Annotated in this window: 22 protein-coding genes and 1 pseudogene; 7 read left to right on the forward strand and 16 right to left on the reverse strand. The window is 71.4% G+C overall.

Annotation, left to right across the window (positions count from 1 at the left end; all coding sequences use genetic code 11):
• Positions 1 to 374 precede the first annotated feature (374 nt).
• The 3 genes and pseudogenes from ACFU5F_RS12190 to ACFU5F_RS12200 all read right to left on the reverse strand — a co-directional run.
• Positions 375 to 991: pseudogene (locus ACFU5F_RS12190) on the reverse strand (ISAzo13 family transposase); the annotation flags it as partial.
• A gap of 171 nt (positions 992 to 1,162) precedes the next feature.
• Positions 1,163 to 2,491 carry a class I SAM-dependent RNA methyltransferase gene (locus ACFU5F_RS12195; protein WP_383885658.1) on the reverse strand — a complete coding sequence of 443 codons (1,329 nt, stop codon included), beginning with the start codon at positions 2,489 to 2,491 and terminating at the stop codon, positions 1,163 to 1,165.
• Positions 2,492 to 2,600: 109 nt separating this feature from the next.
• Positions 2,601 to 4,694 (reverse strand): APC family permease, encoded by a 2,094-nt coding sequence (locus ACFU5F_RS12200; RefSeq protein WP_383885661.1) that lies wholly within the window; start codon positions 4,692 to 4,694, stop codon positions 2,601 to 2,603.
• A gap of 492 nt (positions 4,695 to 5,186) precedes the next feature.
• Between ACFU5F_RS12200 and ACFU5F_RS12205 the strand changes: the two genes are divergently transcribed.
• Complete coding sequence (locus tag ACFU5F_RS12205) at positions 5,187 to 5,858, forward strand: TrkA family potassium uptake protein (protein ID WP_013000206.1); 672 nt, start codon at positions 5,187 to 5,189, stop codon at positions 5,856 to 5,858.
• The gene (locus ACFU5F_RS12210) at positions 5,858 to 6,535 is read left to right on the forward strand and encodes a TrkA family potassium uptake protein (protein WP_037700769.1); all 678 of its coding nucleotides are present in this window, start codon (positions 5,858 to 5,860) and stop codon (positions 6,533 to 6,535) included. The genes ACFU5F_RS12205 and ACFU5F_RS12210 overlap by 1 nt, the downstream gene beginning before the upstream one ends.
• 193 nt (positions 6,536 to 6,728) lie before the next feature.
• On the opposite strand, the gene ACFU5F_RS12215 is transcribed toward ACFU5F_RS12210, so the two are convergent.
• From ACFU5F_RS12215 to ACFU5F_RS12245, 7 genes are all read right to left on the reverse strand, one after another.
• A complete protein-coding gene (locus ACFU5F_RS12215; RefSeq protein WP_383885666.1) occupies positions 6,729 to 7,484 on the reverse strand; it encodes a DUF3159 domain-containing protein in 756 nt (251 codons plus the stop codon).
• A gap of 3 nt (positions 7,485 to 7,487) precedes the next feature.
• Positions 7,488 to 7,886, reverse strand: a complete 399-nt coding sequence (locus ACFU5F_RS12220; RefSeq protein WP_383885667.1) for an OB-fold nucleic acid binding domain-containing protein — start codon at positions 7,884 to 7,886, stop codon at positions 7,488 to 7,490.
• 43 nt (positions 7,887 to 7,929) lie between these two features.
• On the reverse strand, positions 7,930 to 8,613 hold the full coding sequence (locus ACFU5F_RS12225) for a response regulator (RefSeq protein ID WP_383885669.1): 684 nt from the start codon (positions 8,611 to 8,613) through the stop codon (positions 7,930 to 7,932).
• Positions 8,610 to 11,252: an ATP-binding protein gene (locus tag ACFU5F_RS12230; RefSeq protein ID WP_383885671.1), complete on the reverse strand. Its 2,643-nt coding sequence runs from the start codon at positions 11,250 to 11,252 to the stop codon at positions 8,610 to 8,612. Before ACFU5F_RS12230 ends, ACFU5F_RS12225 begins: the two co-directional genes overlap by 4 nt.
• Before the next feature lie 212 nt (positions 11,253 to 11,464).
• Positions 11,465 to 12,244, reverse strand: coding sequence for a DUF3710 domain-containing protein (locus tag ACFU5F_RS12235; protein WP_383885674.1), 780 nt, complete (start codon positions 12,242 to 12,244; stop codon positions 11,465 to 11,467).
• A 1-nt stretch (position 12,245) separates the two neighbouring features.
• Positions 12,246 to 12,779 carry a dUTP diphosphatase gene (dut, locus tag ACFU5F_RS12240; protein WP_383885677.1) on the reverse strand — a complete coding sequence of 178 codons (534 nt, stop codon included), beginning with the start codon at positions 12,777 to 12,779 and terminating at the stop codon, positions 12,246 to 12,248.
• On the reverse strand, positions 12,776 to 13,360 hold the full coding sequence (locus ACFU5F_RS12245; RefSeq protein WP_383885678.1) for a PaaI family thioesterase: 585 nt from the start codon (positions 13,358 to 13,360) through the stop codon (positions 12,776 to 12,778). Before ACFU5F_RS12245 ends, dut begins: the two co-directional genes overlap by 4 nt.
• Before the next feature lie 113 nt (positions 13,361 to 13,473).
• Between ACFU5F_RS12245 and ACFU5F_RS12250 the strand changes: the two genes are divergently transcribed.
• Positions 13,474 to 13,935, forward strand: a complete 462-nt coding sequence (locus ACFU5F_RS12250) for a DUF3093 domain-containing protein (protein WP_383885681.1) — start codon at positions 13,474 to 13,476, stop codon at positions 13,933 to 13,935.
• A 134-nt stretch (positions 13,936 to 14,069) separates the two neighbouring features.
• On the opposite strand, the gene ACFU5F_RS12255 is transcribed toward ACFU5F_RS12250, so the two are convergent.
• The 4 genes from ACFU5F_RS12255 to ACFU5F_RS12270 all read right to left on the reverse strand — a co-directional run bounded on the left by ACFU5F_RS12255 (position 14,070) and on the right by ACFU5F_RS12270 (position 17,660).
• On the reverse strand, positions 14,070 to 15,020 hold the full coding sequence (locus tag ACFU5F_RS12255) for a hypothetical protein (protein ID WP_383885683.1): 951 nt from the start codon (positions 15,018 to 15,020) through the stop codon (positions 14,070 to 14,072).
• A 13-nt stretch (positions 15,021 to 15,033) separates the two neighbouring features.
• Positions 15,034 to 15,330: a DUF4193 domain-containing protein gene (locus ACFU5F_RS12260; RefSeq protein ID WP_005481602.1), complete on the reverse strand. Its 297-nt coding sequence runs from the start codon at positions 15,328 to 15,330 to the stop codon at positions 15,034 to 15,036.
• Between the two features lie 404 nt (positions 15,331 to 15,734).
• Positions 15,735 to 17,000 carry a sensor histidine kinase gene (locus ACFU5F_RS12265; protein WP_383885686.1) on the reverse strand — a complete coding sequence of 422 codons (1,266 nt, stop codon included), beginning with the start codon at positions 16,998 to 17,000 and terminating at the stop codon, positions 15,735 to 15,737.
• Between the two features lie 6 nt (positions 17,001 to 17,006).
• Positions 17,007 to 17,660 carry a response regulator transcription factor gene (locus ACFU5F_RS12270; protein ID WP_013000218.1) on the reverse strand — a complete coding sequence of 218 codons (654 nt, stop codon included), beginning with the start codon at positions 17,658 to 17,660 and terminating at the stop codon, positions 17,007 to 17,009.
• A gap of 415 nt (positions 17,661 to 18,075) precedes the next feature.
• Here ACFU5F_RS12270 and ACFU5F_RS12275 point away from each other — a divergent pair, with 415 nt between their 5' ends.
• Positions 18,076 to 18,240, forward strand: a complete 165-nt coding sequence (locus ACFU5F_RS12275; RefSeq protein WP_005481595.1) for a hypothetical protein — start codon at positions 18,076 to 18,078, stop codon at positions 18,238 to 18,240.
• Positions 18,241 to 18,333: 93 nt separating this feature from the next.
• Here ACFU5F_RS12275 and ACFU5F_RS12280 read toward each other — a convergent pair whose 3' ends face one another.
• Both ACFU5F_RS12280 and ACFU5F_RS12285 read right to left on the reverse strand, forming a co-directional pair.
• Positions 18,334 to 19,164 carry an inositol monophosphatase family protein gene (locus ACFU5F_RS12280; protein WP_383885690.1) on the reverse strand — a complete coding sequence of 277 codons (831 nt, stop codon included), beginning with the start codon at positions 19,162 to 19,164 and terminating at the stop codon, positions 18,334 to 18,336.
• On the reverse strand, positions 19,161 to 20,291 hold the full coding sequence (locus tag ACFU5F_RS12285; RefSeq protein WP_383885692.1) for a ferrochelatase: 1,131 nt from the start codon (positions 20,289 to 20,291) through the stop codon (positions 19,161 to 19,163). The genes ACFU5F_RS12280 and ACFU5F_RS12285 overlap by 4 nt, the downstream gene beginning before the upstream one ends.
• Positions 20,292 to 20,440: 149 nt before the next feature.
• On the opposite strand from ACFU5F_RS12285, the gene ACFU5F_RS12290 reads away from it, so the two are divergent.
• From ACFU5F_RS12290 to sepH, 3 genes are all read left to right on the forward strand, one after another.
• Positions 20,441 to 21,682 carry an MFS transporter gene (locus ACFU5F_RS12290; RefSeq protein WP_383885695.1) on the forward strand — a complete coding sequence of 414 codons (1,242 nt, stop codon included), beginning with the start codon at positions 20,441 to 20,443 and terminating at the stop codon, positions 21,680 to 21,682.
• Positions 21,642 to 22,961, forward strand: a complete 1,320-nt coding sequence (locus ACFU5F_RS12295) for a D-arabinono-1,4-lactone oxidase (RefSeq protein WP_383885698.1) — start codon at positions 21,642 to 21,644, stop codon at positions 22,959 to 22,961. The genes ACFU5F_RS12290 and ACFU5F_RS12295 overlap by 41 nt, the downstream gene beginning before the upstream one ends.
• 417 nt (positions 22,962 to 23,378) lie before the next feature.
• A complete protein-coding gene (gene sepH, locus ACFU5F_RS12300) occupies positions 23,379 to 24,413 on the forward strand; it encodes a septation protein SepH (protein ID WP_383885701.1) in 1,035 nt (344 codons plus the stop codon).
• The last annotated feature ends 196 nt before the right edge of the window (positions 24,414 to 24,609 follow it).

A 24,609-nucleotide genomic window follows, 5' to 3' on the forward strand; every position in this document is an offset into this window, starting at 1 on the left:
CACTCCGTCGCCTCTCCACCGCCCCCGGCGACGCTTGCCTCATGCATGGTGAACCCGAACGACTGACGCCCAGGACATCGCCTGCCCCGTCCCGGGAACTCCTGGCCCTCCGGCTGGCCTGCACCCTCTTCACCCACGACGCCAGGTCGGCCGCCGCCCGTCTCATGGGACTCCCCCCGGACCCCGGCCCGTCCCCGTCCCGTACGCCCGTGCGCTCGGCATCCGGAGCGCCACGAGTCGTATCACGGGGCTGACGAACAGACGCACGCGACGGCCGCCGACGCCTGTGGCAACTCCAGCCGCGTGAGGCGGGGCGGTCTGCCCGCCGGGGCCTGGTCTGACGTGCTGTCGGTCCTCGCCGTGTCCATCGGATGCTGGGGGCGGAGGGTGTAGTTCCAGTCGCCGCGGAAGCGGTGCCGGGCGATCGGCAGGGCGGCGATCTCGTCATCGCTGACCTGGATGCCGGTGGGGTACGGGTTGGTGTCGAGTTCGGCATGCACGGTCAGTCCGGTTCTGGTGGTGGTCGCCGCGATGCTCTCGACGATGACTTCGTGGCTGTTCAGGGGCCTTCCCCGCCAGTCCATCGTGATGTGGGAGAACAGCCGGTGCTCGATCCGGTCCCACGTTGCAGTACCGGGAGGCAGGTGGCAGACGGTGACCGCCAGGCCGGCCTCCGCGGCGAACCGGGCGAGTTCGGTCTTCCGCGTGCGGGTGCGATACCCGTCGGAGCCGCCCGCATCGACGGTGGTCGGCAGTCGGCCGGCCGTCGGACAGGCGGCCCGCCCGGCACCGTTCCACCAGCGCCGGATCGACCTGACGGCGAACGCGGCGGTGTCGTGGTCGGTTGCCCACATTGACCAGGCCGGTGTTCGCGGCGACGTCGGCCGTAGGGCACCGCTCTGCCCAGCTCGCGGTCGGGGAAGTCGTGGGTGTCGACCCGCACCGGTTCGCCTCTCGGCTCCCATTCACGGCCGCTGTTCTTGTGGGCTCCCTGACACCGGCGGCACGGGCGACTGCCCTGATCCCGCCGTGGCCGAGGGCCTGGCCTCCGCCCCTATCGGCAGGCAACGCTGCCGCTCATCGAGGTGCGGCAGAATCGCCCCGAACTTCGCTGACAGCAGGGCCCGTTGCTCATCCGACCCGCTCATGCCGAAGCCGCAGTTCAGGATCCCTTGGCCACCGGCTCAAGGATCGCGACGCACTCCACATGATGAGTCATCGGAAACAGATCGAACGCCCGCAGCGTCCGCGCCCGGTACCCGCCCTCCCTGAAGTACCCCAGATCCCGCGCCAGCGCCGCCGGGTCGCAGGCCACGTACGCGATGCGGCGCGCACCCAGCGACGCCATCTGCTGGACGGTCTTCTTGCCCGCGCCCGCGCGCGGCGGGTCCAGGACGATGAGATCGACCTCTTCGATGCCGGTGCGCGGCAGCACCGCCTCGACCTTGCCCTGTTCGATGCGGACCCGGTCGAAGCCGGCGAGGTTGTGCCGCGCGTCCTCGACCGCGCGTTTGCCGGACTCGATACCGAGGACGGCGCCCTTGTCGCCCACGCGGTCGGCGAGGGCGCCCGCGAACAGGCCGACCCCGCAGTAGAGGTCCAGCGCCATGTCGCCCTTGCGCGGCAGCAGGCCCTGCATGACGGCCTTGACGAGAGTGTCCGCGGCCTTGGGGTGGACCTGCCAGAAACCACCGCTGCCGACCCGGTACGTGCGGTCGTCGGCGCGCTCGCGGACGAAGGGGCGGCCGTGCACGCGGTGCACGCCCCCGTCCTTCTCCTCGACCCGCATCACCGACACCGGCTTGTCGAGCTCCACCAGCGGCAGCCGCGCACCCGGCCGGGGTTCGAGGATCACCTGGCGGTCCTGCGAGCCGGTGGCGGCGATCGCGTCGATGGAGGCCATGCCCGCCCAGTCGCGCTTCTCGATACCCAGCTCGGAGACGCCCGGCGCGGCGATCATGCAGTGGTCGATCGGTTCGACCTCGTGCGAGCGGTGCTTGCGCAGTCCGGCCCGGCCGTCGGCGTCCACCGCGTACTGCACGCGCGTGCGCCAGGCCGGGACCTCGCCCGCCGGGACCTTGTCGCCCTCGGCCGGCATGACCGTGCCGTCCCAGCCGGCCTCCTCGGGCGTGAGGCCCGCGAGCCGCTGCAGCTGCTCGGCGATGACCTCGCCCTTGAAGCGCCGCTGGGCACCCGGCTTGGCGTGCTGCCAGTCGCAGCCGCCGCAGCGGCCGGGGCCGGCGTAGGGGCAGGGGGCCTCGACCCGGTCCTTGGAGGCCGTGAGGACCGAGACCGCGTCCGCCCGCAGGAAACGCGCACCCTCCTCGCCGTCGGTCACGCGCGCCACGACCCGCTCGCCGGGGAGCGCGTGCCGTACGAAGAGGACCTGGCCCTCGGACGTACGCGCGATGCAGTGGCCACCGTGGGCGACGGGGCCGACCTCGACCTCGTACTCCTCTCCCACCAGCGATTTCTTCGGTTCTGCCTGCATGGTGGGGTGACTCCAGAAGATGGGGAACGCGACGACGGCCGGACAACAGCCCACCAGTCTACGTGGGTGCCGTCCGGCCGCCGACCACGAACGCCGGGCCGGGCGCCCGTCAGCTGCCGCCCCCCGGCCCCTTGCCCGAGGACGAGGACTTGCTCGACGCCTTGGCCGACGGCTCCTTGGGCCGCTCGTGCGCCGGTCCACGCCGTACCGAACCCGGCGCGCTCCACTCCTGCCGCTTGCGCGCCCGCCGCTTGGCGACCTCGGAGGACTCCAGCTGGTAGGGCACGGAGGTGACCATGACACCGGGCGTGAACAGCAGCCGGCCCTTGAGCCGGAGCGCGCTCTGGTTGTGCAGCAGGTGCTCGTACCAGTGACCGACCACGTACTCGGGGATGATCACCGACACGGCGTCGCGCGGCGACTCCTTGCGCAGCCCCTTGACGTACTCGATGACCGGCCGGGTGACCTCACGGTAGGGCGAGTCGAGGACCTTCAGCGGTACGTCGATGCCGCGCCGCGTCCACTCCTCCTGGAGCGCCTTGGTCTCGGCCGGATCGACGTTGACGCTGAGCGCTTCCAGGGCGTGCGAGCGCATCAGCTTGGCGTAGGCGAGAGCACGCAGGGTGGGGCGGTGGATCCGGGAGATCAGCACCACGGAGTGGACCCTCGACGGCCGGACGACGTCGTCGCTCGGGCCGTCCGGTGCGGCGATCTCCGCGGCGACCCGGTCGTAGTGCTTACGGATCGCCGTCATCGTCGCGTAGAAGATCACCATGCCGAGCAGGGCCACCCAGGCGCCGTGCGTGAACTTGGTGCCCAGGACGACGATCAGGACCAGCCCGGTGAAGAACGCGCCGAAGGAGTTGATCGCGCGCGAGCGGACCATGTGGCGCCGCTTGGCCGGGTCCTTCTCGGTACGCAGATGGCGGTTCCAGTGCCGGACCATGCCGGTCTGGCTGAGCGTGAAGGAGACGAACACACCCACGATGTACAGCTGGATCAGGCGCGTGGAGTCGGCCCCGTAGATCCACACCAGGAGCACGGCGGCGCCCGCGAGGAGCACGATGCCGTTGGAGAAGGCGAGGCGGTCGCCGCGGGTGTGCAGCTGACGCGGGAGGTAGCGGTCCTGGGCGAGGATCGAGCCGAGCAGCGGGAAGCCGTTGTAGGCGGTGTTGGCGGCCAGGAACAGCACGAGGGCGGTGGCGGCGGCGAGCACCACGAAGAGGAACGTGCCGTCCCCGAAGACGGCGGCGGCGACCTGGGAGATCACCGGGTTCTGGACGTAGGAGTCGCCGACGGGGGTGCCGTCACGGAAGAGGTCCTTCGCCGGGTTCTCCGCCATCCGCACGTTCGTGGCCATGGCGAGGCCGATGATGCCGCAGAACATGGTGACGGCGAGCAGGCCCATCGCGGCGAGCGTGGTGGCCGCGTTCTTCGACTTGGGCTTGCGGAAGGCGGGGACACCGTTGGAGATGGCCTCGACCCCGGTGAGGGCGGCACAGCCGGAGGAGAACGCGCGCAGCAGCAGGAAGACGAGCGCGAAGCCGGCGAGGCCCTGGTGTTCGGGTTTGATCGCCAGGTCGGCGGTCGGCGCCCGCATGGTCTCGTCGAGGACCAGCCCGCGGAACGCGCCCCAGGCGATCATCAGGAAGACACCGACGACGAAGACATAGGTGGGGATGGCGAAAAGCTTCCCGGACTCCTTCACCCCGCGCAGGTTCATCAGCGTGAGCAGCACGATGATGCCGATCGCGCACAGCACCTTGTGCTCGACGAAGAAGGGGATGGCCGAACCGAGGTTCTCCACGCCCGAGGAGATCGACACGGCGACGGTGAGGACGTAGTCGACGAGGAGCGCGCTGGCGACGGTGAGGCCGGCCTTGGGGCCGAGGTTGGTGTTCGCCACCTCGTAGTCGCCGCCGCCGCTCGGGTACGCGTGCACGTTCTGCCGGTAGGACGCCACGACGGTGAACATCAGCACGACGACCGCGACCGCGATCCAGGGGCTGAAGTGATAGGCCGACACGCCCGCGATGGAGAGGACCAGCAGCACCTCTCCGGGTGCGTACGCCACGGACGAGAGCGGGTCGGAGGCGAAGACGGGGAGTGCGATGCGCTTCGGCAGGAGCGTTTCGCCCAGCCGGTCGCTGCGCAGGGCGCGCCCGATCAGGATCCGTTTGGGCACGTCGGTCAGTTTGGACACGCAGAGGATCGTAAGCGCCCCGGCTGGTTCTGGGCACATCCGGGTGAAATCCCGGCGGGCCCCGGAGTGAAATCCGTCCCGGGACGACTGCGAAGTGCGTCACGTCACGCATCCTCCGGTCTCATGGACGGCGTCCTCACGTCCATATGACGAATCCCGTGCAGACACACAGCCCTGCGGGAGGCGCTGCCGACCGCCGGTGGTGCTCCGTGTCCACGACGAACACCGTGACGTGCTCGTCCACCTCACCCTCTGGAGATCCCATGCAGGCCGCGGCCGCGGAGCTGATCGGCGCTCTCGCCTCCCTACTCGGTCTCGGCGTCCTGACGGGGATCAGCGCCCGCCGGATCAGCCGGCGTCGTCCCACGATGTGACCGGAGTCTGCACGGGGGTGCCCCCGGTGGACCGCACGTGTGTAGCTTGGGCGACGGTCTGAGACCCTGTTTTCGACGTTTCGGCTGAACAGTAGCTATTGACACCGGAAGGACGGTCGTGCACATCGTCATCATGGGCTGCGGGCGAGTGGGTTCCACCCTCGCCCAGACCCTGGAGCAACAGGGGCACACGGTCGCCGTGATCGACCAGGACCCCACGGCCTTCCGTCGTCTGGGCTCCGGTTTCGGCGGCCGGCGCGTCACCGGGGTCGGCTTCGACCGCGACACCCTGCGCGAGGCGGGCATCGAGGAGGCGGGCGCGTTCGCCGCCGTCTCCAGCGGCGACAACTCGAACATCATCGCCGCCCGCGTCGCCCGCGAGATGTTCGGCATCGAGAACGTGGCGGCGCGGATCTACGACCCCCGCCGCGCCGAGGTCTACCAGCGCCTGGGCATCCCGACGGTCGCCACGGTCCGCTGGACCGCCGACCAGATGCTCCGCCGGCTGCTGCCGTCCGGGGCCGAGCCGCTGTGGCGCGACCCCACCGGCGGTGTCCAGCTCGCCGAGGTGCACGCCTCGTCGGCCTGGGTGGGCCACAAGATCAGCAAGATGCAGGAGGAGACCGGCGTCCGCGTCGCCTTCCTCACCCGCCTGGGCGAGGCGGTTCTGCCGACCTCCCAGACGGTGCTGCAGGAGGGCGACCTCGTGCACGTGATGATGCGGACGGACGACGTGGAGAAGGTCGAGGCGTCCTTCGCCGAGGGCCCCGACGAGGAGGGCGGTCACTGATGAGGGTCGCCATTGCCGGAGCCGGAGCGGTCGGCCGCTCGATCGCGGGCGAACTGCTGGAGAACGGTCACGAGGTCCTTCTCGTCGACAAGGCGCCGACCGCGATCTCGGTCGAGCGCGTCCCCCAGGCGGAGTGGCTGCTGGCCGACGCCTGCGAGATCACCTCCCTGGACGAGGCGGCGCTCCAGCGCTGCAACGTCGTCATCGCCGCGACCGGCGACGACAAGGTCAACCTGGTCGTCTCGCTGCTGGCGAAGACGGAGTACGGCGTCCCGCGCGTCGTCGCCCGCGTCAACAACCCCAAGAACGAGTGGCTGTTCAACGAGTCCTGGGGCGTGGACGTGGCCGTGTCGACCCCGCGGCTGATGTCGGCCCTGGTCGAGGAGGCGGTCAGCGTCGGTGACCTGGTCCGGCTCCTGCGCTTCAGCCACGGCGACGCGAACCTGGTCGAGCTGACCCTGCCGCCCGAGTCGGCGCTGGCCGGCACGCAGGTGGGCGAGGTCGAGTGGCCGGAGGACACCTCCCTGGTCACGATCATCCGGGGCACCCGGGTCCTCACCCCCACCCCGGACGACTCCCTGGAGGCGGGTGACGAACTGCTGTTCGTGGCCGCCCAGGCCCGCGAGGAGCAGCTGGAGGACCTGCTGTCGGTCCGCCGCGAGGACGCGACGAGCTAGCAGGGTCCGATACGAGCTCGGGGCGCCCGGAGATTTCCGGGCGCCCCAAGTCTTCGTCGCCTTCGGTCCCTGCGCCCTGTTCAGCCCGGTCCAGGCACCCTCAGCCCGTTCGGCGTTCGAGGACGAGGCCGTTCAGGCCGAGAGCAGGCGGCCGGGGCGCAGCCCCCGCGAGGCCCGCACCACCGCCGGGTGCCTAGTCGCCCGCCCGCGCGGCGGCCTTCCGCTCCTCCGCCGCGCGCTCCTCCGCCTCCATCTCCGCGAACACGTCGATGGGCGCCGGAGCCTTCGCGAGGAAGATCCAGGTCAGCCAGACCGCGAGCAGGAACGGCGGGATCTTCAGGGCGATGAGCACCCAGCCCAACTGGGTGGTGTCGGCCCACCAGTAGAGCGGGAAGAGGATGGCGCACTTGGCGAGCAGAATCGCCCCCCACGCGTAACTCGCCTTGGCGTACGCCTTCTTGCGGCCGGGGTTCCGCGTCCGCCAGGACAGGTTCTCCTTGAAGACCGGGCCGAGCATCAGGCCGATCAGCGGCACCCCGGCCAGGGTGGTGATGATGTAGGCGAGCCCGAGGCCCAGCGTGTACAGCATGCCCGGCAGGTAGAAGTCCTTGGCGTTGCCGGTCATCATCGCGAAGACCACGCCGAAGGCGACCCCGAAGACACCGCTGAAGGCGTGCTTGACGGTGTCCTTCATGACGAGCCGCACCACGACCAGCAGGACGGAGACGCCGAGGGCCGCGAGGGCCGCGAAGTGCAGGTTCTTGTTGATCGTGAAGATGGAGACGAAGAGCAGGCCCGGGAGCACGGTCTCGACCATGCCGCGCACGCCACCGAACGCCTCGAACAGCGCGGCCTCCGTCACCGCCCTGGAGTCCTGCGAGCCGTCCTGTCCGCCCTGTGCGTGGACGCCGCGCTGGGCGTCTTCCGTCGGCTTGTCGAGCGACGTCACCGGCTACTCCCGTCCGAGGGGTCTGAGTTCGTACTTCGGGTTGAACAGCACTCTGCGGCCCCGGCTCATCGAGACCCGGCCGGATGCGATCAGCCTGCGGCCCGGCTCTATCCCGACGATGGAGCGCCTGCCCAGCCACACCACGTCCAGCGCGGCGGATCCGTCGAACAGCTCGGCCTCCAGGGCGGGGACACCGGCCCGGGGGCGCAGCGTGACCGTGCGCAAGGTACCAGTAACCGTCACTACCTGTCGGTCGTGACAGTCACATATGCGGGTGCAGCCCGCGGTGTCCGCGTCCTCGCGCAGCTCCTCCGACTCCAGGTCCGTCTGCGACGAGGAGAGCCGGTCGAGCATGCGCCGGAACCGGCCCGCCGGCTTCTCGGAACGAGGAACAGCACTCATGACAAAAGCGTACCGGGGCCCGCAGACGAAGCCGTACCCCCGGCTACTTCTCGAAGCGGTAACCCATCCCCGCCTCGGTGATGAAGTGCCTCGGCCGCGACGGATCGCCCTCCAGCTTGCGCCGGAGCTGGGCCATGTAGACCCGGAGGTAGTTGGTCTCCGTCCCGTACGACGGCCCCCAGACCTCCTGGAGCAGCTGCTTCTGGCTGACCAGGCGCCCGGTGTTGCGGACCAGTACCTCCAGGAGGTGCCACTCGGTGGGGGTCAGCCGGACGTCCCTGCCGTCCCGGTTCACCTTCTTCGCGGCCAGGTCCACGATGAAGTCGTCGGTCTCCACGATCACGTCGCCCTCCTCTCCCCCGACGGGCTCGGCGCGCCGGACGGCGGCGCGCAGCCGGGCGAGCAGTTCGTCCATGCCGAAGGGTTTGGTGACGTAGTCGTCGGCGCCGGCGTCCAGGGCCTCGACCTTCTCGTCGGAGGTGTGGCGGGCGGAGAGCACGATGATCGGCACCCGGGTCCAGCCCCGCAGCCCGTCGATCACCTCGACGCCGTCCATGTCGGGCAGCCCGAGGTCGAGGATCACGACGTCGGGGTGGCGCGCGGCGGCGAGTGCGAGGGCGGTCGCCCCGTCGTGGGCCGCGTCCACCTCGTACGAGCGTGCCTTGAGGTTGATCACGAGCGCCCGCACGATCTGCGGCTCGTCGTCGACCACGAGCACCCGGGTCATCTGCCCCGCCTCTCTGCCGATGCGGCCGTGCCGACCGGTGCGTCGGCGGCCGTGCCCCCCGACGGGACGGCGTCTGCCCACGTAGACGTGTCCACGGCCGGGCCGGTGCCCGACGACGGGGGCGTATCGGGCCCGGGACCCTTCTCCACGGCCCGCACCGTGAGGACCATGGTCAATCCCCCGCCCGGCGTGTCCTCGGCGTCCAGGGTGCCGCCCATCGCCTCGGCGAAGCCGCGGGCGACCGCCAGGCCCAGGCCCACGCCGGCCCCGCGCGGAGCGTCCCCGTGGCGCTGGAAGGGGGCGAAGATGCGGTCCTTGGCCTCGTCGGGGACGCCGGGGCCCCGGTCGGTGACCCGGACCTCCACGCGGCCGCCGAGGGCGCTGGCGGAGACCTGGGCGGGCGTGCCGGGCGGGCTGTACTTGACGGCGTTCTCGACGATGTTGGCGACCGCCCGCTCCAGCAGCCCGGGGTCCACGGCGACCATGGGCAGGCTCTCGGGGATCTCCAGTCCGACGCTGCCCTCGGGAACCCCGCCCAGGGCCATCGGCACCACCTCGTCGAGGTCGATCTCACGGATCAGCGTGCTGACGGTGCCGGTCTGCAGGCGGGACATGTCGAGGAGGTTGCCCACGAGATGGTCGAGCCGGTCGGCGCCCTCCTCGATGCCCGCGAGCAGCTCGGCCTCGTCCTCCCGCGACCAGGCCACGTCGTCGGAGCGCAGGGACGAGACGGCGGCCTTGATCCCGGCCAGCGGGGTGCGCAGATCGTGGCTGACGGCGGCGAGCAGCGCGGTGCGGATGCGGTTGCCCTCGGCGAGTTCCCTGGCCTGGCCGGCCTCCTGCTGCAGGCGCCGCCGGTCCAGGACGACGGCGGCCTGCGCGGCGAACGCGGCCAGCACCCGGCGGTCCTCGGCGGGCAGGACGCGCCCGGAGAGGGCGAGCGCCATGTGGTCGCCGACCGGCATGTCCACGTCGGCGGCCTCGGGGCGCTCCACCCGCCCGGGCCCCACGCTGCCCGCGCAGGTCCACGGCTCCACGTCGCTCCCGCGCTCCAGCAGCGCCACCGACTCCATCCCGAAGGTCTCCCGGACCCTTGCGAGCAGCGCCTCCAGGCTGGTCTCGCCGCGCAGCACACTGCCCGCCAGGAAGGAGAGGATCTCCGACTCGGCGCGCAGCCGGGCCGCCTGGTGGGTACGCCGGGCCGCGAGGTCCACCACGGACGCCACCGCCACCGCGACCCCTATGAAGACCACGATGGCGACGATGTTCGTGGGGTCGTCGACCGTCAGCGTGTGGACGGGCGGCGTGAAGAACCAGTTGAGCAGCAGCGACCCCAGCACGGCGGCGGCCAGGGCGGGCAGCAGACCGCCCAGCAGGGCCGCGGCGACCGTCAGCGTCAGAAAGAGCAGCATGTCGTTGGTGAGCCCCAGGTCGGTCGCGGAACCGGCCAGCACCAGCGCGAGCAGCAGCGGTCCGGCCGTCCCCACCAACCAGCCCCAGATCATCCGGCCCCGGCCCAGCCGGGCGCCCCGGGCGACGGGCAGCCCGCGCCCCTTGCCCGCCTCGTCGTGGGTGATGAGGTGGACGTCCAGGTCGGGTCCGGAGTTCCGGGCGACGGTCGCGCCGACGCCCGGTCCGAGCACGTACTGCCAGCTCTTGCGCCGCGAGACGCCGAGCACGATCTGGGTGGCGTTGACCCCGCGCGCGAAGGCCAGCAGCGCCGCGGGGACGTCGTCGCCGACGACGTGGTGGAAGGTGCCGCCGAGGTCCTCGACGAGGGTGCGCTGGGCGGCGAGTTCCTTGGGCGAGGCAGAGGTCAGCCCGTCGCTGCGGGCGATGTAGACGGCCATCACCTCGCCGCCCGCGCCCTTCTCGGCGAGCCGTGCGGCCCGCCGGATCAGGGTCCGCCCCTCGGGGCCGCCGGTCAGCCCGACCACGATCCGCTCGCGCGATCCCCAGATCCGCGACACCTGGTGCTCGCTGCGGTAGGCGTTCAGGTACTCGTCGACCCGGTCCGCCACCCACAGCAGCGCCAGCTCCCGCAGCGCGGTCAGGTTCCCGGGGCGGAAGTAGTTCGACAGGGCGGCGTCGACCTTGTCGGGCTGGTAGACGTTGCCGTGCGCCATCCGCCGCCGCAGCGCCTGCGGCGACATGTCGACCAGCTCTATCTGGTCGGCCCGCCGGACCACCTCGTCCGGCACGGTCTCGCGCTGCCGGACGCCCGTGATCGACTCGACGACGTCACCGAGGGACTCCAGGTGCTGGATGTTGACGGTCGACACGACGTCGATGCCGGCCGCGAGCAGTTCCTGGACGTCCTGCCAGCGCCGGTCGTTGCGGGAGCCGGGCACGTTGGTGTGGGCCAGCTCGTCCACCAGGGCCACGCGCGGTCGCCGGGCGAGGACGGCGTCCACGTCCATCTCGGTGAAGACCGCGTCCCGGTGCGCCAGCTCCCGGCGCGGGATCTGTTCGAGACCGTGCAGCATCACCTCGGTACGCGGGCGGCCGTGGTGCTCGACGAAGGCCACCACGCAGTCGGTGCCGCGTTCGATCCGGCGGTGCGCCTCGGACAGCATCGCGTACGTCTTGCCGACGCCCGGTGCCGCGCCGAGGTAGATCCGGAGCTTTCCGCGTCCCATGTCCCCATTGTCTTCCCGTGACCGCCGCCTACGCAGCGTCGACCCTACGGCCAATAATCACGGCAAAGAGGGCGGAAGACGCGCCGGAGCCGCTCTTTGACGCAACCCTGACGCGCCCCGGACGGACGGCCCGCGCACGGTGAAGGGGCCGTACTCCACCAGGGAGTACGGCCCCTTCACGGCCTGTGGGCCGTCTTGCGGGCGGCGAAGGCTCAGCGCACCTCGGTGATCTCCGGTCCGCGCTGCAGCTGGCCCATGCCCCCGGAGAAGCGGGAACCGCCCTGCTCGTCCTGCTGGACCCCCTCGGGGACCATCTGCGCGTCGTTCGGCAGCTTCAGGACGATCGGGTCGCGCGGGGCCATGGGGCCCTCGCCGCGGACGACGACCGTGTCCCGGAAGATCTGTTCCAGCAGCCCGGCGGTCTGCGGCTCCACCGCGCCCCGGCCGGAGATGACTCCGCGCAGGAACCAGCGGGGCCCGTCCACACCGACGAACCGCACGACCTGGAAGCCGCCGGTGCCGTCCGGCAGCTGGACCGGAACCTGGGCGCGCAGCTCCCAGCCGAGGGGGCCCTCGACCTCGTCGATGACACCGCCCTGCTGGGTGATGCCGGAGGCGATCTCCTCGCGGACCTCGCCCCAGATGCCCTCGCGCTTGGGCGCGGCGAAGGCCTGCAGCTGGACCGCGCTGTCGCGCAGCACGACGGTCGCCGCGACGATCGCGTCACCCGCGACCTCGACCCTCAGCTCCATGCCGTCGACTCCGGGCACGAAGATGCCGCCGAGGTCCACCCGGCCCTCGCCGGGCTCGCGCACCTCGGTGCTGTCCCACGGCCCGTCGGGGCGGGGCTCCGGTTCGAGCCGCACACGCTCCCGCTCGACCTCGTCCGCCTCGGTGTCGACGTCCCCAGCGACGCCGTCGACCTGCTCGGCCTCGCTCGCCGCGTCCGCCGCGTCCTCGGCGGAACCCTTCTTCTTGCGACGTCCGAACACGTCACTGTCCTTCCCGGTCGGATACGACCGAAGCGTATCGATTCCCACCCGTTGTGCCGCTTGTTGTGCCGCCCACGGCGGCATGACCGCCGGTGGACCCGAAGCCCCCCTCGGCCCGCGCCGAGTCGGGAAGCTCCGCCACCTCCTGGAAGCGCACCTTCTCGACCTGCTGGACGACCAGTTGGGCAATCCGGTCGAAGCGCTCGAACCGCACGGCTTCATGCGGGTCGAGATTCACCACGATCACCTTGATCTCCCCACGGTACCCGGCATCAACCGTCCCCGGGGCATTCACCAGGGCGACGCCGCAGCGGGCGGCGAGGCCGGACCGTGGGTGTACGAAGGCCGCGTACCCCTCCGGGAGCGCGATGGAGACTCCCGTGGGCAGTACGGCCCGTTCGCCGGGCTTCAACTCCCGGCTCTGCGTGGTGCGCAGATCGGCTCCCGCATCACCGGGCTGCGCGTACTCCGGCAACGGCACCTCGGGGTCGACGCGCCGGATCAGGACGTCCAGAGGGGTACGGCCGTCGCTCACGGGTTCACCTCGAAGGCGCGGGCCCGCCGGACCTGGTCCGGGTCGTTCATGGCCGCCTGGATCTCCTCGCTGCGCCCGTGGTCGATGAAGTGGTCGACCTTGACCTCGACGAACAGCGCGTCGGCGCGGACGGCCAGGGGACCGTCGGGGCCGCCGATGCGCCCTTCCGCCGTCGCGAAGATCTTCCGTCCCGCCACCGCCGTCGCCTCGGCCCGCAGATGCAGCACGGTGCCGACGGGGACGGGCCGCAGGAAGTCCGTCTCCAGCCGCCCGGTCACCGCGATGGTGCGCAGCAGCCAGGTGAGGGAGCCGAGGGTCTCGTCCAGGGCGGTGGCCAGGACCCCGCCGTGCGCGAGGCCGGGCGCCCCCTGGTGCGCGGGCCGCACCGTGAACTCGGCGGTGAGGGTGACGCCCTCACCGGCCGTCGCCTCCAGGTGCAGCCCGTGGGGCTGCTCACCGCCACAGCCGAAACACTGCCCGTAGTGCGCGCCGAGCGGCTCGCCGGGGGCGGGCGCATCGGGATGCCGTACGGGCGCCTTGGCGTCCGCCGGGGGTCGCAGGGCCGCGGAAGTACCTCTCACAGGCGCAGACCTTACCCGCCCGTCAGCCTCCGGCCACCGTCCCTGCGGGCAGGGTTTCCCCTCGCAAGCCCCTCATTCCCGGGCCCGAGGGCGCCCGTGCCAAGCTAGACGCCATGCAGCTCCCCGCCCCGCCGTACGAAGAACGCCTCACCGCGCCCCGCACCTGGTGGCTCGTGTGCTTCCTGGTCGGCGTCTCGATGGCCCTCATCCTGCTGCCCTTCGGCACCCTCCCCCTCCTGGGCGGGCTCGCCGGCGGCACGGCGGTCGCGGCGGTCGTCGCCAGCTCCTACGGCTCGGTCCGCATCCGCGTCGTCGGCGGTTCCCTGATCGCGGGCGAGGCGAAGATCCCGGTGAGCGCCCTGGGCGAGCCGGAGATCCTGGACCGCGAGGAGGCCCAGGCCTGGCGCACGTACAAGGCCAACCCCCACGCGTTCATGCTCCTGCGCGCCTACATTCCCACCGCCCTGCGCGTCCCGGTCACCGACCCGGCCGACCCGACCCCGTACGTGTACCTGTCGACGCGGGAACCGGAGCGTCTGGTGGCCGCCCTGGAGGCGGCGAGGGCGACCGCGTAACGCGCCGCGGGCTCCGGCGGGGCGCTTTCTCGCCGAACTCCTACCGCCGGGAGACGGCCGCCGCCGGAAGTACGGCCGCCCTCGCTGGGCGGGGCCACGACGGCACGGTCCCGGCGGTGCCCGCCCGCACCCGCTCAGCCCCCGCCGAGTTCCTTCGGCAGCTCCCCCACCGTCAGGGGGTCGGCCGGCTTCTCCAGCGGCGGGAGCTCCGGCAGTGCCTCCCAGGGCACCTGTGTGCGCCGCAGGTCCTTGCGGATCCGCTCCGCGAGGCGTCTGGTGTCCCGGTGGTTCATGACCGCCCCGACGGCCGCGCCGACCAGGAACGGCATCAGGTTCGGCAGGTTCCGCACCATCCGCTTCATGATCTGCTGCCGCAGCTGCCGCTTCATCTGTCCGCCGAGCGCGGAGTTGATCGTGGAGGGTCTGGTCACGTCGATGCCGCGCTCCGAGGACCAGGAGTTCAGATAGGCGGTGCTGCGCTGCCGCAGATTCCCCGGCGGCCGCGCCCCGTACACCTCGTGCAGTTCGGCGATGAGCTTCAGCTCGATCGCGGCGACCCCGGTGATCTCGGCGGCCAGCTCCGCGGGCATGGCGGGCGGCGCCGGCAGCATCGCGGCGGCCCCGACACCGGCACCCACCGTGGAGGTCGCGCCGGCGGCCCCCGCGACGAGCTTGTCGGCGATCTGCTCGGGCCCCAGCCCCGGGAACTGGGCACGCAGGGCCGCGAGATCGCGTACGGGAATCCGCGGGGCGATCTCGATGATCCGGTCGGTGATGTACGCGAGCCCCGCTCTGGCCCGGTCACCGCTCTTGCGGGCCCCGACCTTCAGGCCCTGTTTGAGTCCTGCGCGGACGACGGCCGCGCGCCGGGTGGCGACCGGCGCCGGAGCGTCCACCGGTACGGGCAGGCGCCCCTGCTCGTCCAAGGCGCCCCCCGACGCCATGTCGGGCGCACGTTCGAGCGAGGCCGCTCCCTGGTCGGAGGAGCCCCGCTCGTCTTCACGCACGCCGTCGGGGCCGTCATCGGGCCCCGGGTCCGCCCCCTTGCGGGAGCGGCGCTTCCAAGGAGGGGTCGAGCCAGTCACGGCCGACCCTGCCTCAGTCGCAGTCGCGGCAGATCGGCTGACCGTTCTTCTCGCGGGCCAGCTGGCTGCGGTGGTGCACCAGGAAGCAGCTCATGCAGGTGAACTCGTCCTGCTGCTTGGGCAGCACCCGGACGGCCAGCTCCTCGTTCGAGAGGTCGGCCCCGGGCAGTTCCAGGCCTTCCGCGGCCTCGAACTCGTCTACATCCACGGCGGACGTCGACTTGTCGTTCCGGCGAGCCTTGAGTTCTTCCAGGCTGTCCGAGTCGACGTCGTCGTCGGTCTTGCGTGGGGTGTCGTAATCCGTTGCCATGTCGCTCTCCCCCTCTGGGTGTCTGCGGTGTCTCCAGCGCACGTAACGCGTGAGAGGCCGGACTTGTGCCCGACCTGAGGCGGAGATTTTGCCTCACATCAAGGTCTGTTACTCAATCGACACCCAACCGGACCCCTCAAGAGTGATCGGCTTGGATGGCGAACGGGACCGTACACGGTCCTGAGGCTGCATATCAAAGGCGCTTCAGCATGTACTTCCCGTGATCCCAACCCCCGAAAACCCGGATTATCCCGGCTTTCCGACGGCCACATGATCACGCTCGGTGGATGGCTGAGAATTCGCCCCTGTGATCGATCACACATCGGTCGTGCACGACCGAATCGATCAGGTACCCCGGAAATTCCGCGCAAAGCGAACACGGCCAGGAAACCGGGGTCATTTTCTCAGACGGGCAGGGTCACGCGCATCACGAGTCCGCCTCCCTCACGTGGCCGGGCGGCGATATGGCCGCCGTGCGCGCGAGCCACGGACCGGACGATCGACAGGCCGAGGCCCACGCCCTTGTCACTGCCCGTGCGCTCCGTACGCAGCCGCCGGAACGGCTCGAAAAGATTGTCGATCTCGTACGCCGGGACCACGGGCCCGGTGTTCGTGACCACCAGGACCGCCTGCCCGTGCTGCAGCTCCGTGGTGACCTCCACCCAGCCGCCCTCCGGCATGTTGTACCGGACGGCGTTCTGGACGAGGTTCAGGGCGATCCGCTCCAGCAGCACGCCATTGCCCTGGACCACCGCGGGGGCCCACTCCCCGCGGATCTCCACCTTCTTGGCGTCCGCCTCGGAGCGCACCTGGTCGATGGCCTGGGAGGCGACCTCGGCGAGGTCCACGGGCTTGCGCTCGACGATCTGGTTGTCGCTGCGGGCGAGCAGCAGCAGGCCCTCGACGAGCTGCTCACTGCGCTCGTTGGTGGCCAGCAGCGTCCTGCCCAGCTGCTGCAGCTCGGCCGGCGCGCCCGGATCGGAGAGATGCACCTCCAGCAGCGTGCGGTTGATCGCCAGCGGTGTTCTCAGCTCGTGCGAGGCGTTGCCGACGAACCGCTGCTGGGCCGTGAAGGCCCGCTGGAGCCGCTCCAGCATGTCGTCGAAGGTGTCCGCCAACTCCTTCAGCTCGTCGTCCGGGCCGTCCAGCTCGATGCGGCGCGACAGGTCCGAGCCGGCCACCGCACGCGCGGTGCGGGTGATCCGGCCGAGCGGCGCGAGCACCCGGCCCGCCATCGCGTACCCGAAGGCGAACGCGATCACCGCAAGCCCGAGCAGGGCCAGCAGGGAACGGCTGAGCAGGGTGTCCAGGGCCCTCTGCCGCTGGTCGTCGATGCAGGCGGAGATCGCCGCGTTGAAGTCGTCGAGCTTGAGGTTGGTCGGGGCCGTGTTGGCGTCGACCGCGGGACACAGGGCGCTGGAGACGCTGATGTTGTCGCCGCCCTCGATCTTGAACACCGGGGTGTTGCCGGTGCTCACGGCCTGGGCGGCGAGCAGATAGATGATCGACAGCAGCAGGATCCCGGCGATCAGGAACATGCCGCCGTACAGCAGCGTGAGCCGTATCCGGATGGTCGGGCGCAGCCAGGGCAGCGGGTTCTGCGCCCTCCGGGGGTCCCAGGTGGGCTTCGGGGGCGCCTGGGGCGGCGCCGGGGTGGGGGTGGGGGCCACGGCGGATCAGATCCGGTAGCCGGAGCCGGGCACGGTGACGATGACCGGGGGCTCGCCGAGCTTGCGGCGCAGCGTCATGACGGTCACCCGTACGACGTTGGTGAACGGGTCGGTGTTCTCGTCCCAGGCCTTCTCCAGGAGCTGTTCCGCCGAGACGACGGCGCCCTCGCTGCGCATCAGCACCTCCAGGACCGCGAACTCCTTCGGCGCGAGCTGGACCTCCTTGCCGTCGCGGAAGACCTCGCGGCGGTTGGGGTCCAGCTTGATCCCGGCTCGCTCCAGGACCGGCGGCAGCGGCACGCTCGTCCGCCGGCCGAGGGCCCGTACGCGCGCGATCAGCTCGCTGAAGGCGAACGGCTTGGGGAGGTAGTCGTCGGCGCCGATCTCCAGGCCCTCGACGCGGTCGCTGACGTCGCCGGACGCGGTCAGCATCAGCACGCGCGTGGGCAGGCCCAGCTCGACGAGTCTGCGGCAGACGTCGTCGCCGTGGACGAGGGGGAGGTCGCGGTCGAGGACGACCACGTCGTAGTCGTTGACGCCGATGCGTTCCAGGGCGGCCGCACCGTCGTACACGACGTCGACGGCCATGGCCTCCCGGCGCAGTCCGGTGGCCACCGCATCGGCGAGCAGCTGCTCGTCCTCGACGACGAGTACGCGCACGTCGCTTGTCCTTCCTGTGTCCACCCGCGTAGCGCGCCGAAGGCGCACACGGGCGGGGTGTGCGTGGGTGTGTGACCTCCATCCTGCCTTTTTCAGCCGTAAGTCGGCTGTAAGGCGGCCCTCCGGCGGGAAGGCCGTGGGCGCACGGCGGGGAACGCGGGATTTTTTCGTGCGGTCGAGGTTTCCGTCCGGGAGACCGGGGGGAGGACGGCTTTACACCCCGCGATCACGCTCCGCTTGTGCCGCACCACCATGCGGTGCGCGGCAATCCGCTTTCCGCAGGAGCGGGCGTGGGTGTCCGGCACCGTCGCCGCCCGGCCAGGGCAGCGCTGGGCATCCACAGGAGACGTGATCGCCCCTCCGAACGGCACACCCCCGTGCCATCGACCCACGACCCAGGACGAGGGGGCGCAGCATGGACGCATTCACCGCAGGACTTCTGCAGCGCATAAGGACGACCGAGTCCGACCTGACCAGGGCTCGCGACGAGGGCGACGACTTCCTCGCCGAGGTGGAGCAGGGCGAGCTCGACGACCTGCGCCGCCTTGCCGCCGACCACGGCGTGGAGGTCGGCGCCTAGGCGTCCGGTTTCCGACCCACCGACCGGCCCACGCGCACCACAGCGGGCCCCCGCCGGATCCAGGGCGGGGGCCCGCTGCTTTTTTCGTCCGGGTCAGTCGTGCCAGGCGCCGAAGTCCTCCAGGCGGGTCTGGAGGGCCTCGAAGAGGCCGGGCGGGGCGGCGACGGTCAGCTCGGGCGAGAGGGGCTCGCAGGGGCGGCCGCCGGTCAGGGCGCCCGCCTCCCGGGCGATGAGGTCGCCCGCCGCGTAGTCCCAGGGGTTGAGGCCCCGCTCGTAGTAGGCGTCCAGGCGGCCCGCGGCCACGTCGCACAGGTCGATCGCGGCCGAGCCGCCCCGCCGGATGTCCCGCACGTACGGGATCAGCTCGCGCAGCACGTCGGCCTGCCGCGCCCGCCGTTCGGCGCGGTAGCCGAACCCGGTGCCGACGAGGGCCAGCCCCAGCTCCGGGGCGGGGCGCACGCGCGCGGGGCGGTCGTTCAGGTACGCGCCCTCGCCGAGGACGGCCCGGAAGGTCTCGCCGCGCTCCGGGGCGTGGACCACGCCCACGACCGTCTCGCCGTCCACCCGGGCTGCGATGGACACCGCCCAACTGGGCAGCCCGTAGAGGTAGTTGACGGTGCCGTCGATGGGGTCGATCACCCACTGGACACCGCTGGTGCCCTCGACGCTGGCGCCCTCCTCGCCGAGGACGCCGTCGTGCGGCCTGCGCTCGGCCAGCAGGCCGGTGATCAGCTTCTCGGAGGCGATGTCCATCTCGGTGACGACGTCGACCGCGCTGGACTTGGTGGCGGCGACGCCCAGGTCGGCGGGGCGGCCGTCGCGCAGGAAGGCTCCCGCGCGACGGGCCGCCTCCAGGGCGGTCTCCAGCAGTTCGGCCCGCAGGCCGTCGGGGTGCTCTGACTGATCGGTCACGGTGCTCCTCATGCGTACGGGCTGTCGGCGCCCGCGGCGGCGGGCCGGGGGGCGCGGGCCGGGCAGCAGCCGACCGGGCACAGCTGGTGGCTCGCGCCGAGCGCGCCCAGGGCGCACGGGGTGACCGCGTCCTCGCCGCGCTCGACCGCCGCCCGCTCCAGGACCAGGTCCCGGACGGCGGCGGCGAACCGCGGATCGGCGCCCACCGTGGCGGAGCGGCGGACCGGCAGCCCCAGTTCCCGGCCCTTGGCCATGGCCTCGGTGTCGAGGTCGTACAGGACCTCCATGTGGTCCGAGACGAACCCGATGGGCGCCATCACGACGGCCGGGGCCCCGGAGGCGTGCCGCTCCTCCAGGTGGTCGCAGATGTCGGGCTCCAGCCACGGGATGTGCGGGGCGCCGGAGCGGGACTGGTAGACGAGCTGCCAGGGGTGCTCCACTCCGGTCCGCTCGCGGACGGCGTCGACGATGAGCCGCGCGACGTCCAGATGCTCGGCGACGTAGGCGCCGCCGTCCCCGTGGTCCTCGGCCGGGCCGGAGGTGTCGGCCGAGGCGGTCGGGATGGAGTGGGTGCAGAAGGCGAGGTGAGCGCCGTCGCGCACGTCCTCGGGGAGGTCGGCGAGCGACCGCAGGACGCCGTCGATCATGGGCTCCAGGAAGCCCGGATGGTTGAAGTAGTGCCGGATCTTGTCGACCCTCGGCGGCTCCAGGCCCTCGGCCTCCAGGGCGGCGAGCGAGTCGGCGAGGTTCTCGCGGTACTGGCGACAGCCCGAGTACGAGGCGTACGCGCTGGTGGCGAGGACCAGGACGCGGCGGCGGCCGTCGGCGACCATCTCACGCAGCGTGTCGGTCAGATAGGGCGCCCAGTTGCGGTTGCCCCAGTAGACCGGCAGGTCCAGCCCGTGCTCGGCGAAGTCCTTGCGGAGCGCGTCCAGCAGGGCGCGGTTCTGGTCGTTGATGGGGCTGACCCCGCCGAACAGGAAGTAGTGCTGCCCGACTTCCTTGAGGCGTTCCTTGGGGATGCCGCGCCCCCGTGTCACGTTCTCCAGGAACGGGACCACGTCGTCCGGGCCCTCCGGGCCGCCGAACGAGAGCAGGAGCAGGGCGTCGTAGGGGGTGGCGTCGTGCGCGTGTGGCATGTCTTCGATCCTGCCACCCGGCGTCGGCGGGCGGGATCCCGGCCCACACCCGAGATGACTTAGGGTGACCTCACCCGTAAGCTGTATCAACTGCAGTCACGCCTTACGCGGACGCCTCTCCTCCGCCTACCGGACCGACCGGAGACCCCGTGCCCAGCCCCTACACCGCCCTGTTCGCCGCCCCCGGCACCAAGGGCTTCACCGCCGCGGGTCTGCTCGGGCGGATGCCGCTGTCCATGATGGGCATCGGCGTGGTCACGATGATCTCCCAGCTCACCGGACGGTACGGCCTGGCCGGCGCGCTGTCGGCGACCATCGCACTGTCCGCCGCCGTGCTCGGCCCCCAGATCTCGCGGCTGGTGGACCAGTACGGACAGCGGCGGGTGCTGCGCCCGGCGACGCTCGTCGCACTGACCGCGTCGGCCGCGCTGCTGTGCGCCGCGCACTACTCCTGGCCGGACTGGGTGCTGTACGTCTGCTCCGCCGGCATCGGCTGCGTGCCGAGTCTCGGCGCGATGACCCGGGCGCGGTGGGCGGCCCTGTACCGGGACACCCCGCGGCTGCACACCGCGTACTCCTTCGAGTCGGTCGTCGACGAGGTCTGCTTCATCTTCGGGCCGATCATCTCCATCGGGCTGTCCACCGCGTGGTTCCCCGAGGCGGGCCCGCTGCTCGCCGCCTGCTTCCTCGCGGCCGGCGTCTTCTGGCTCACCGCCCAGCGGGCGACCGAACCGGCGCCGCACCCGCGCGAGCGGCACGACAAGGGCCGTTCGGCGCTGCGTTCGCCCGGACTGCAGGTCCTGGTGGCCACCTTCGTGGCCACCGGAGCGATCTTCGGGGCCGTCGACGTGGTCACCGTGGCCTTCGCCGAGGAGCGGGGCCACAAGGCCGCCGCGAGCGTCGTCCTGGCCCTCTACGCGGCCGGGTCCTGCGCCGCGGGCATCGTCTTCGGGCTGCTCCGCTTCGCCGGGGCGGCGGAACGGCGGTGGCTGCTGGGCGTGTGCGCCATGGCCGTGAGTATGATCCCCCTCCTACTGGTCGGAAACTTGCCGTTCCTGGCCGTGGCGCTCTTCGTCGCCGGACTGTCCATCGCACCCACGATGATCACGACGATGTCCCTGATCGAGGAGCACGTACCACGCACGCAACTGACCGAGGGCATGACCTGGGTGGGCACCGGGCTCGCGGTCGGGGTGGCGCTCGGTTCCTCGGTCTCCGGCTGGGTGATCGACGCCGCCGGGGCGAAGGCGGGGTACGTGGTCCCGGCGGCGTCCGGGGCCGTCGCGGTCGCGGTGGGTTTCCTCGGGTACCGCCGGCTGCGCAGGCCGGCTCCTAGGCGGGGAGGGCCCCATGAGCACCACAGTGATCGGCAAGAGCGGCACGTGGCGTAACTGGGCGGGGAACGTCACCGCCCGGCCCGTGCGGGAGGTCACTCCCGCCACGGTCGAGGAACTCTCCGCGGCCGTACGACGGGCCGCCGAGGACGACCTGCGGGTGAAGGCCGTCGGCACGGGCCACTCGTTCACTGCCGCGGCCGCGACCGACGGGGTGCTGATCCGCCCCCAACTGCTCACGGGCATACGCAGGATCGACCGTGAGGCCATGACCGTCACGGTCGCCGCCGGCACCCCGCTCAAGCGGCTCAACATGGCCCTCGCGCGCGAGGGACTGTCGCTCACGAACATGGGCGACATCATGGAACAGACGGTCTCGGGCGCCACCAGCACCGGAACGCACGGCACCGGCCGGGACTCGGCCTCGATCGCCGCCCAGATCCGCGGGCTCGAACTGGTCACCGCGGACGGCTCGGTCCTCACCTGCTCCCCGACCGAGAACCCCGACGTGTTCGCCGCCGCCCGGGTCGGCATCGGCGCCCTCGGCATCGTCACCGCGATCACCTTCGCCGTGGAGCCGATCTTCCTGCTCACGGCACGCGAGGAACCGATGCCGTTCGAGAAGGTGATGGCCGAGTTCGACGAACTGCACGCCGAGAACGAGCACTTCGAGTTCTACTGGTTCCCGCACACCGGCAACACCAACACCAAGCGCAACAACCGCAGCGCGGGCCCCGAGAAGCCCGTACCCCAGCTGAACAGCTGGTTCGAGGACGAGTTCCTCTCCAACGGCGTCTTCCAGGTGGCCAACTGGGTGGGCCAGGCGGTCCCCGCCACCATTCCGACGATCGCGCAGATCTCCAGTCGCGCCCTGTCCGCGCGGACCTACACCGACATCCCCTACAAGGTCTTCACCTCCCCGCGCCGCGTGCGGTTCGTGGAGATGGAGTTCGCCGTGCCGCGCGAGGCCCTGGTGGACACGCTGCGTGAACTCAAGGCGATGGTCGACCGTTCGAGGCTGCGGGTCAGCTTCCCCGTCGAGGTGCGCACCGCCCCGGCCGACGACATCACGCTCTCCACCGCCTCCGGGCGGGAGAGCGCCTACGTCGCGGTCCACATGTTCAAGGGCACGCCGTACCAGGCGTACTTCACCGCCGCCGAGCGGATCTTCACCGCGCACGAGGGGCGGCCGCACTGGGGCAAGGTGCACACCCGCGACACGGACTACTTCGCCAAGGTCTACCCCCGGTTCGGCGAGTTCACCGCGCTGCGTGACCGGCTCGACCCCGAACGGCGGTTCCAGAACGACTACTTGCGCCGGGTGCTCGGCGCCTGACCGCTCGGGCGGTTCCGGCCGTCATGTGACGCGCGTCCCTCCCGAGGTCACGAAAAGGTCTGTTGCCACGGCGGATTGACGTCTCTCCGAGGAACTCGGGCGGCGTGCCGATCCACGCAAGTGGCCCGAATGGAGTACTGTTGCGAGCCCTGGGTCCGGACTCCCGCCAGGGTGTCCGGGGCCATCGAGGACCACCGGGAGGGGGATCGTTGCACAGGGTGATGAGGTTCGTCACTTAGCGTTGCGAATTGATAACCGTGCCATAACGGCAGCCTCGGGCTCACGCCCGACACGCCGGGCAACTCGGCAAGGTTGTGGCAGGCTGCACCCGGGCAGGCCACACTCGACTAGCGGAACACTCGACTAGCGGAAGCAGCGACGCACGTGACGTCGGCAGGCACCACCCGGGAGGTCCCCATGCCCGAACTGCGTGTCGTGGCCGTCTCCAATGACGGCACACGGCTGGTGCTCAAGGCTGCCGATTCCACGGAGTACACGCTGCCGATCGACGAGCGGCTGCGTGCCGCCGTGCGCGGCGACCGGCCTCGCCTCGGCCAGATCGAGATCGAGGTGGAGAGCCATCTCCGCCCCCGTGACATCCAGGCGCGGATACGCGCGGGTGCCACGGCCGAGGAGGTCGCGCAGCTCGCCGGGATCCCCGTCGACCGGGTACGCCGGTTCGAGGGCCCCGTGCTCGCCGAGCGTGCCTTCATGGCCGAGCGGGCTCGCAAGACCCCGGTCCGCCGCCCCGGTGAGAACGCGGCCGGACCACAGCTCGGCGAGGCCGTCCAGGAGCGGCTGCTGCTGCGCGGCGCCGAGAAGGACACCGTCCAGTGGGACTCCTGGCGCCGGGACGACGGCACCTGGGAAGTGCTGCTCGTGTACTGCGTCGCCGGTGAACCGCACTCGGCGAGCTGGACGTACGACCCGCCCAGACGGCTCGTCCAGGCCGTCGACGACGAGGCGCGTTCGCTGATCGGTGAATCCGACGACCTCGGGACGCCCGAGCCGAGCTTCCCGTTCGTGCCGAGGATCGCCCGGCTGCCCCGTGACCGCCCCCTGGACCGCCAGGCGGAACGTCCCGCCCTGCCGGGGCCGCCCGAGTCCGACGAGGATCTGGTGAGCGAGCGCGACTCGCTGACCAGCATCCTGGAGGCCGTCCCCAGCTACCGGGGCGACCTGGTCGTGCCCGAAATGCCCTCCGTGGAACCGCAGGAGGAGTCCGCTTCCGTCGAGGAGGTGGCGGAGGAGGAGTCCGCGGCCCCCGCGGCCTCGGCCGGTTCCGCCTACGCGGACGTCCTCATGCCGCGGTCGGTCAACGGCCACCGCGACCGGCTGATCGGAGCCACCGACCGGCAGGCCGAGGCGGACGGCGTCCGCCCGGGACGGCGCGCGGCGGTGCCGAGCTGGGACGAGATCGTGTTCGGTACGCGGCGCAAGAAGCAGGAGTAGCGGCCCTACGACGGTGGGGAGTTGAACCGGTCGTCCCGCGGATCGGTCTCCTCGTCTGTGTCTTCGGCGGTGTCCTGCCCGCGTCGTCGCCGATGCTGTCCGATGGTGTTTTTTGTTGGTGCAGGATCGGTTATTCATACGGGTGAGGGGCCCGCGTCGTTCAGACGCGGGCCCCTCGGCATTCCGTCAGCTCCCG

Origin of the sequence: Streptomyces sp. NPDC057438 (assembly GCF_042802995.1) — a bacterium.
Classification (GTDB): Bacteria; Actinomycetota; Actinomycetes; order Streptomycetales; family Streptomycetaceae; genus Streptomyces.

What these genes read in the sequence shown, in the direction of transcription:
- ACFU5F_RS12195 (WP_383885658.1), bottom strand. Translation starts at nt 2,491, where the DNA reads ATGCAGGCAGAACCGAAGAAATCGCTGGTGGGAGAGGAGTACGAGGTC.
- sepH (WP_383885701.1), top strand. Translation starts at nt 23,379, where the DNA reads ATGCCCGAACTGCGTGTCGTGGCCGTCTCCAATGACGGCACACGGCTG.
- ACFU5F_RS12275 (WP_005481595.1), top strand. Translation starts at nt 18,076, where the DNA reads ATGGACGCATTCACCGCAGGACTTCTGCAGCGCATAAGGACGACCGAG.
- ACFU5F_RS12250 (WP_383885681.1), top strand. Translation starts at nt 13,474, where the DNA reads ATGCAGCTCCCCGCCCCGCCGTACGAAGAACGCCTCACCGCGCCCCGC.
- ACFU5F_RS12225 (WP_383885669.1), bottom strand. Translation starts at nt 8,613, where the DNA reads ATGACCCGGGTGCTCGTGGTCGACGACGAGCCGCAGATCGTGCGGGCG.
- ACFU5F_RS12285 (WP_383885692.1), bottom strand. Translation starts at nt 20,291, where the DNA reads ATGCCACACGCGCACGACGCCACCCCCTACGACGCCCTGCTCCTGCTC.
- ACFU5F_RS12230 (WP_383885671.1), bottom strand. Translation starts at nt 11,252, where the DNA reads ATGGGACGCGGAAAGCTCCGGATCTACCTCGGCGCGGCACCGGGCGTC.
- ACFU5F_RS12280 (WP_383885690.1), bottom strand. Translation starts at nt 19,164, where the DNA reads ATGAGGAGCACCGTGACCGATCAGTCAGAGCACCCCGACGGCCTGCGG.
- ACFU5F_RS12260 (WP_005481602.1), bottom strand. Translation starts at nt 15,330, where the DNA reads ATGGCAACGGATTACGACACCCCACGCAAGACCGACGACGACGTCGAC.
- ACFU5F_RS12295 (WP_383885698.1), top strand. Translation starts at nt 21,642, where the DNA reads ATGAGCACCACAGTGATCGGCAAGAGCGGCACGTGGCGTAACTGGGCG.
- ACFU5F_RS12220 (WP_383885667.1), bottom strand. Translation starts at nt 7,886, where the DNA reads ATGAGTGCTGTTCCTCGTTCCGAGAAGCCGGCGGGCCGGTTCCGGCGC.
- ACFU5F_RS12210 (WP_037700769.1), top strand. Translation starts at nt 5,858, where the DNA reads ATGAGGGTCGCCATTGCCGGAGCCGGAGCGGTCGGCCGCTCGATCGCG.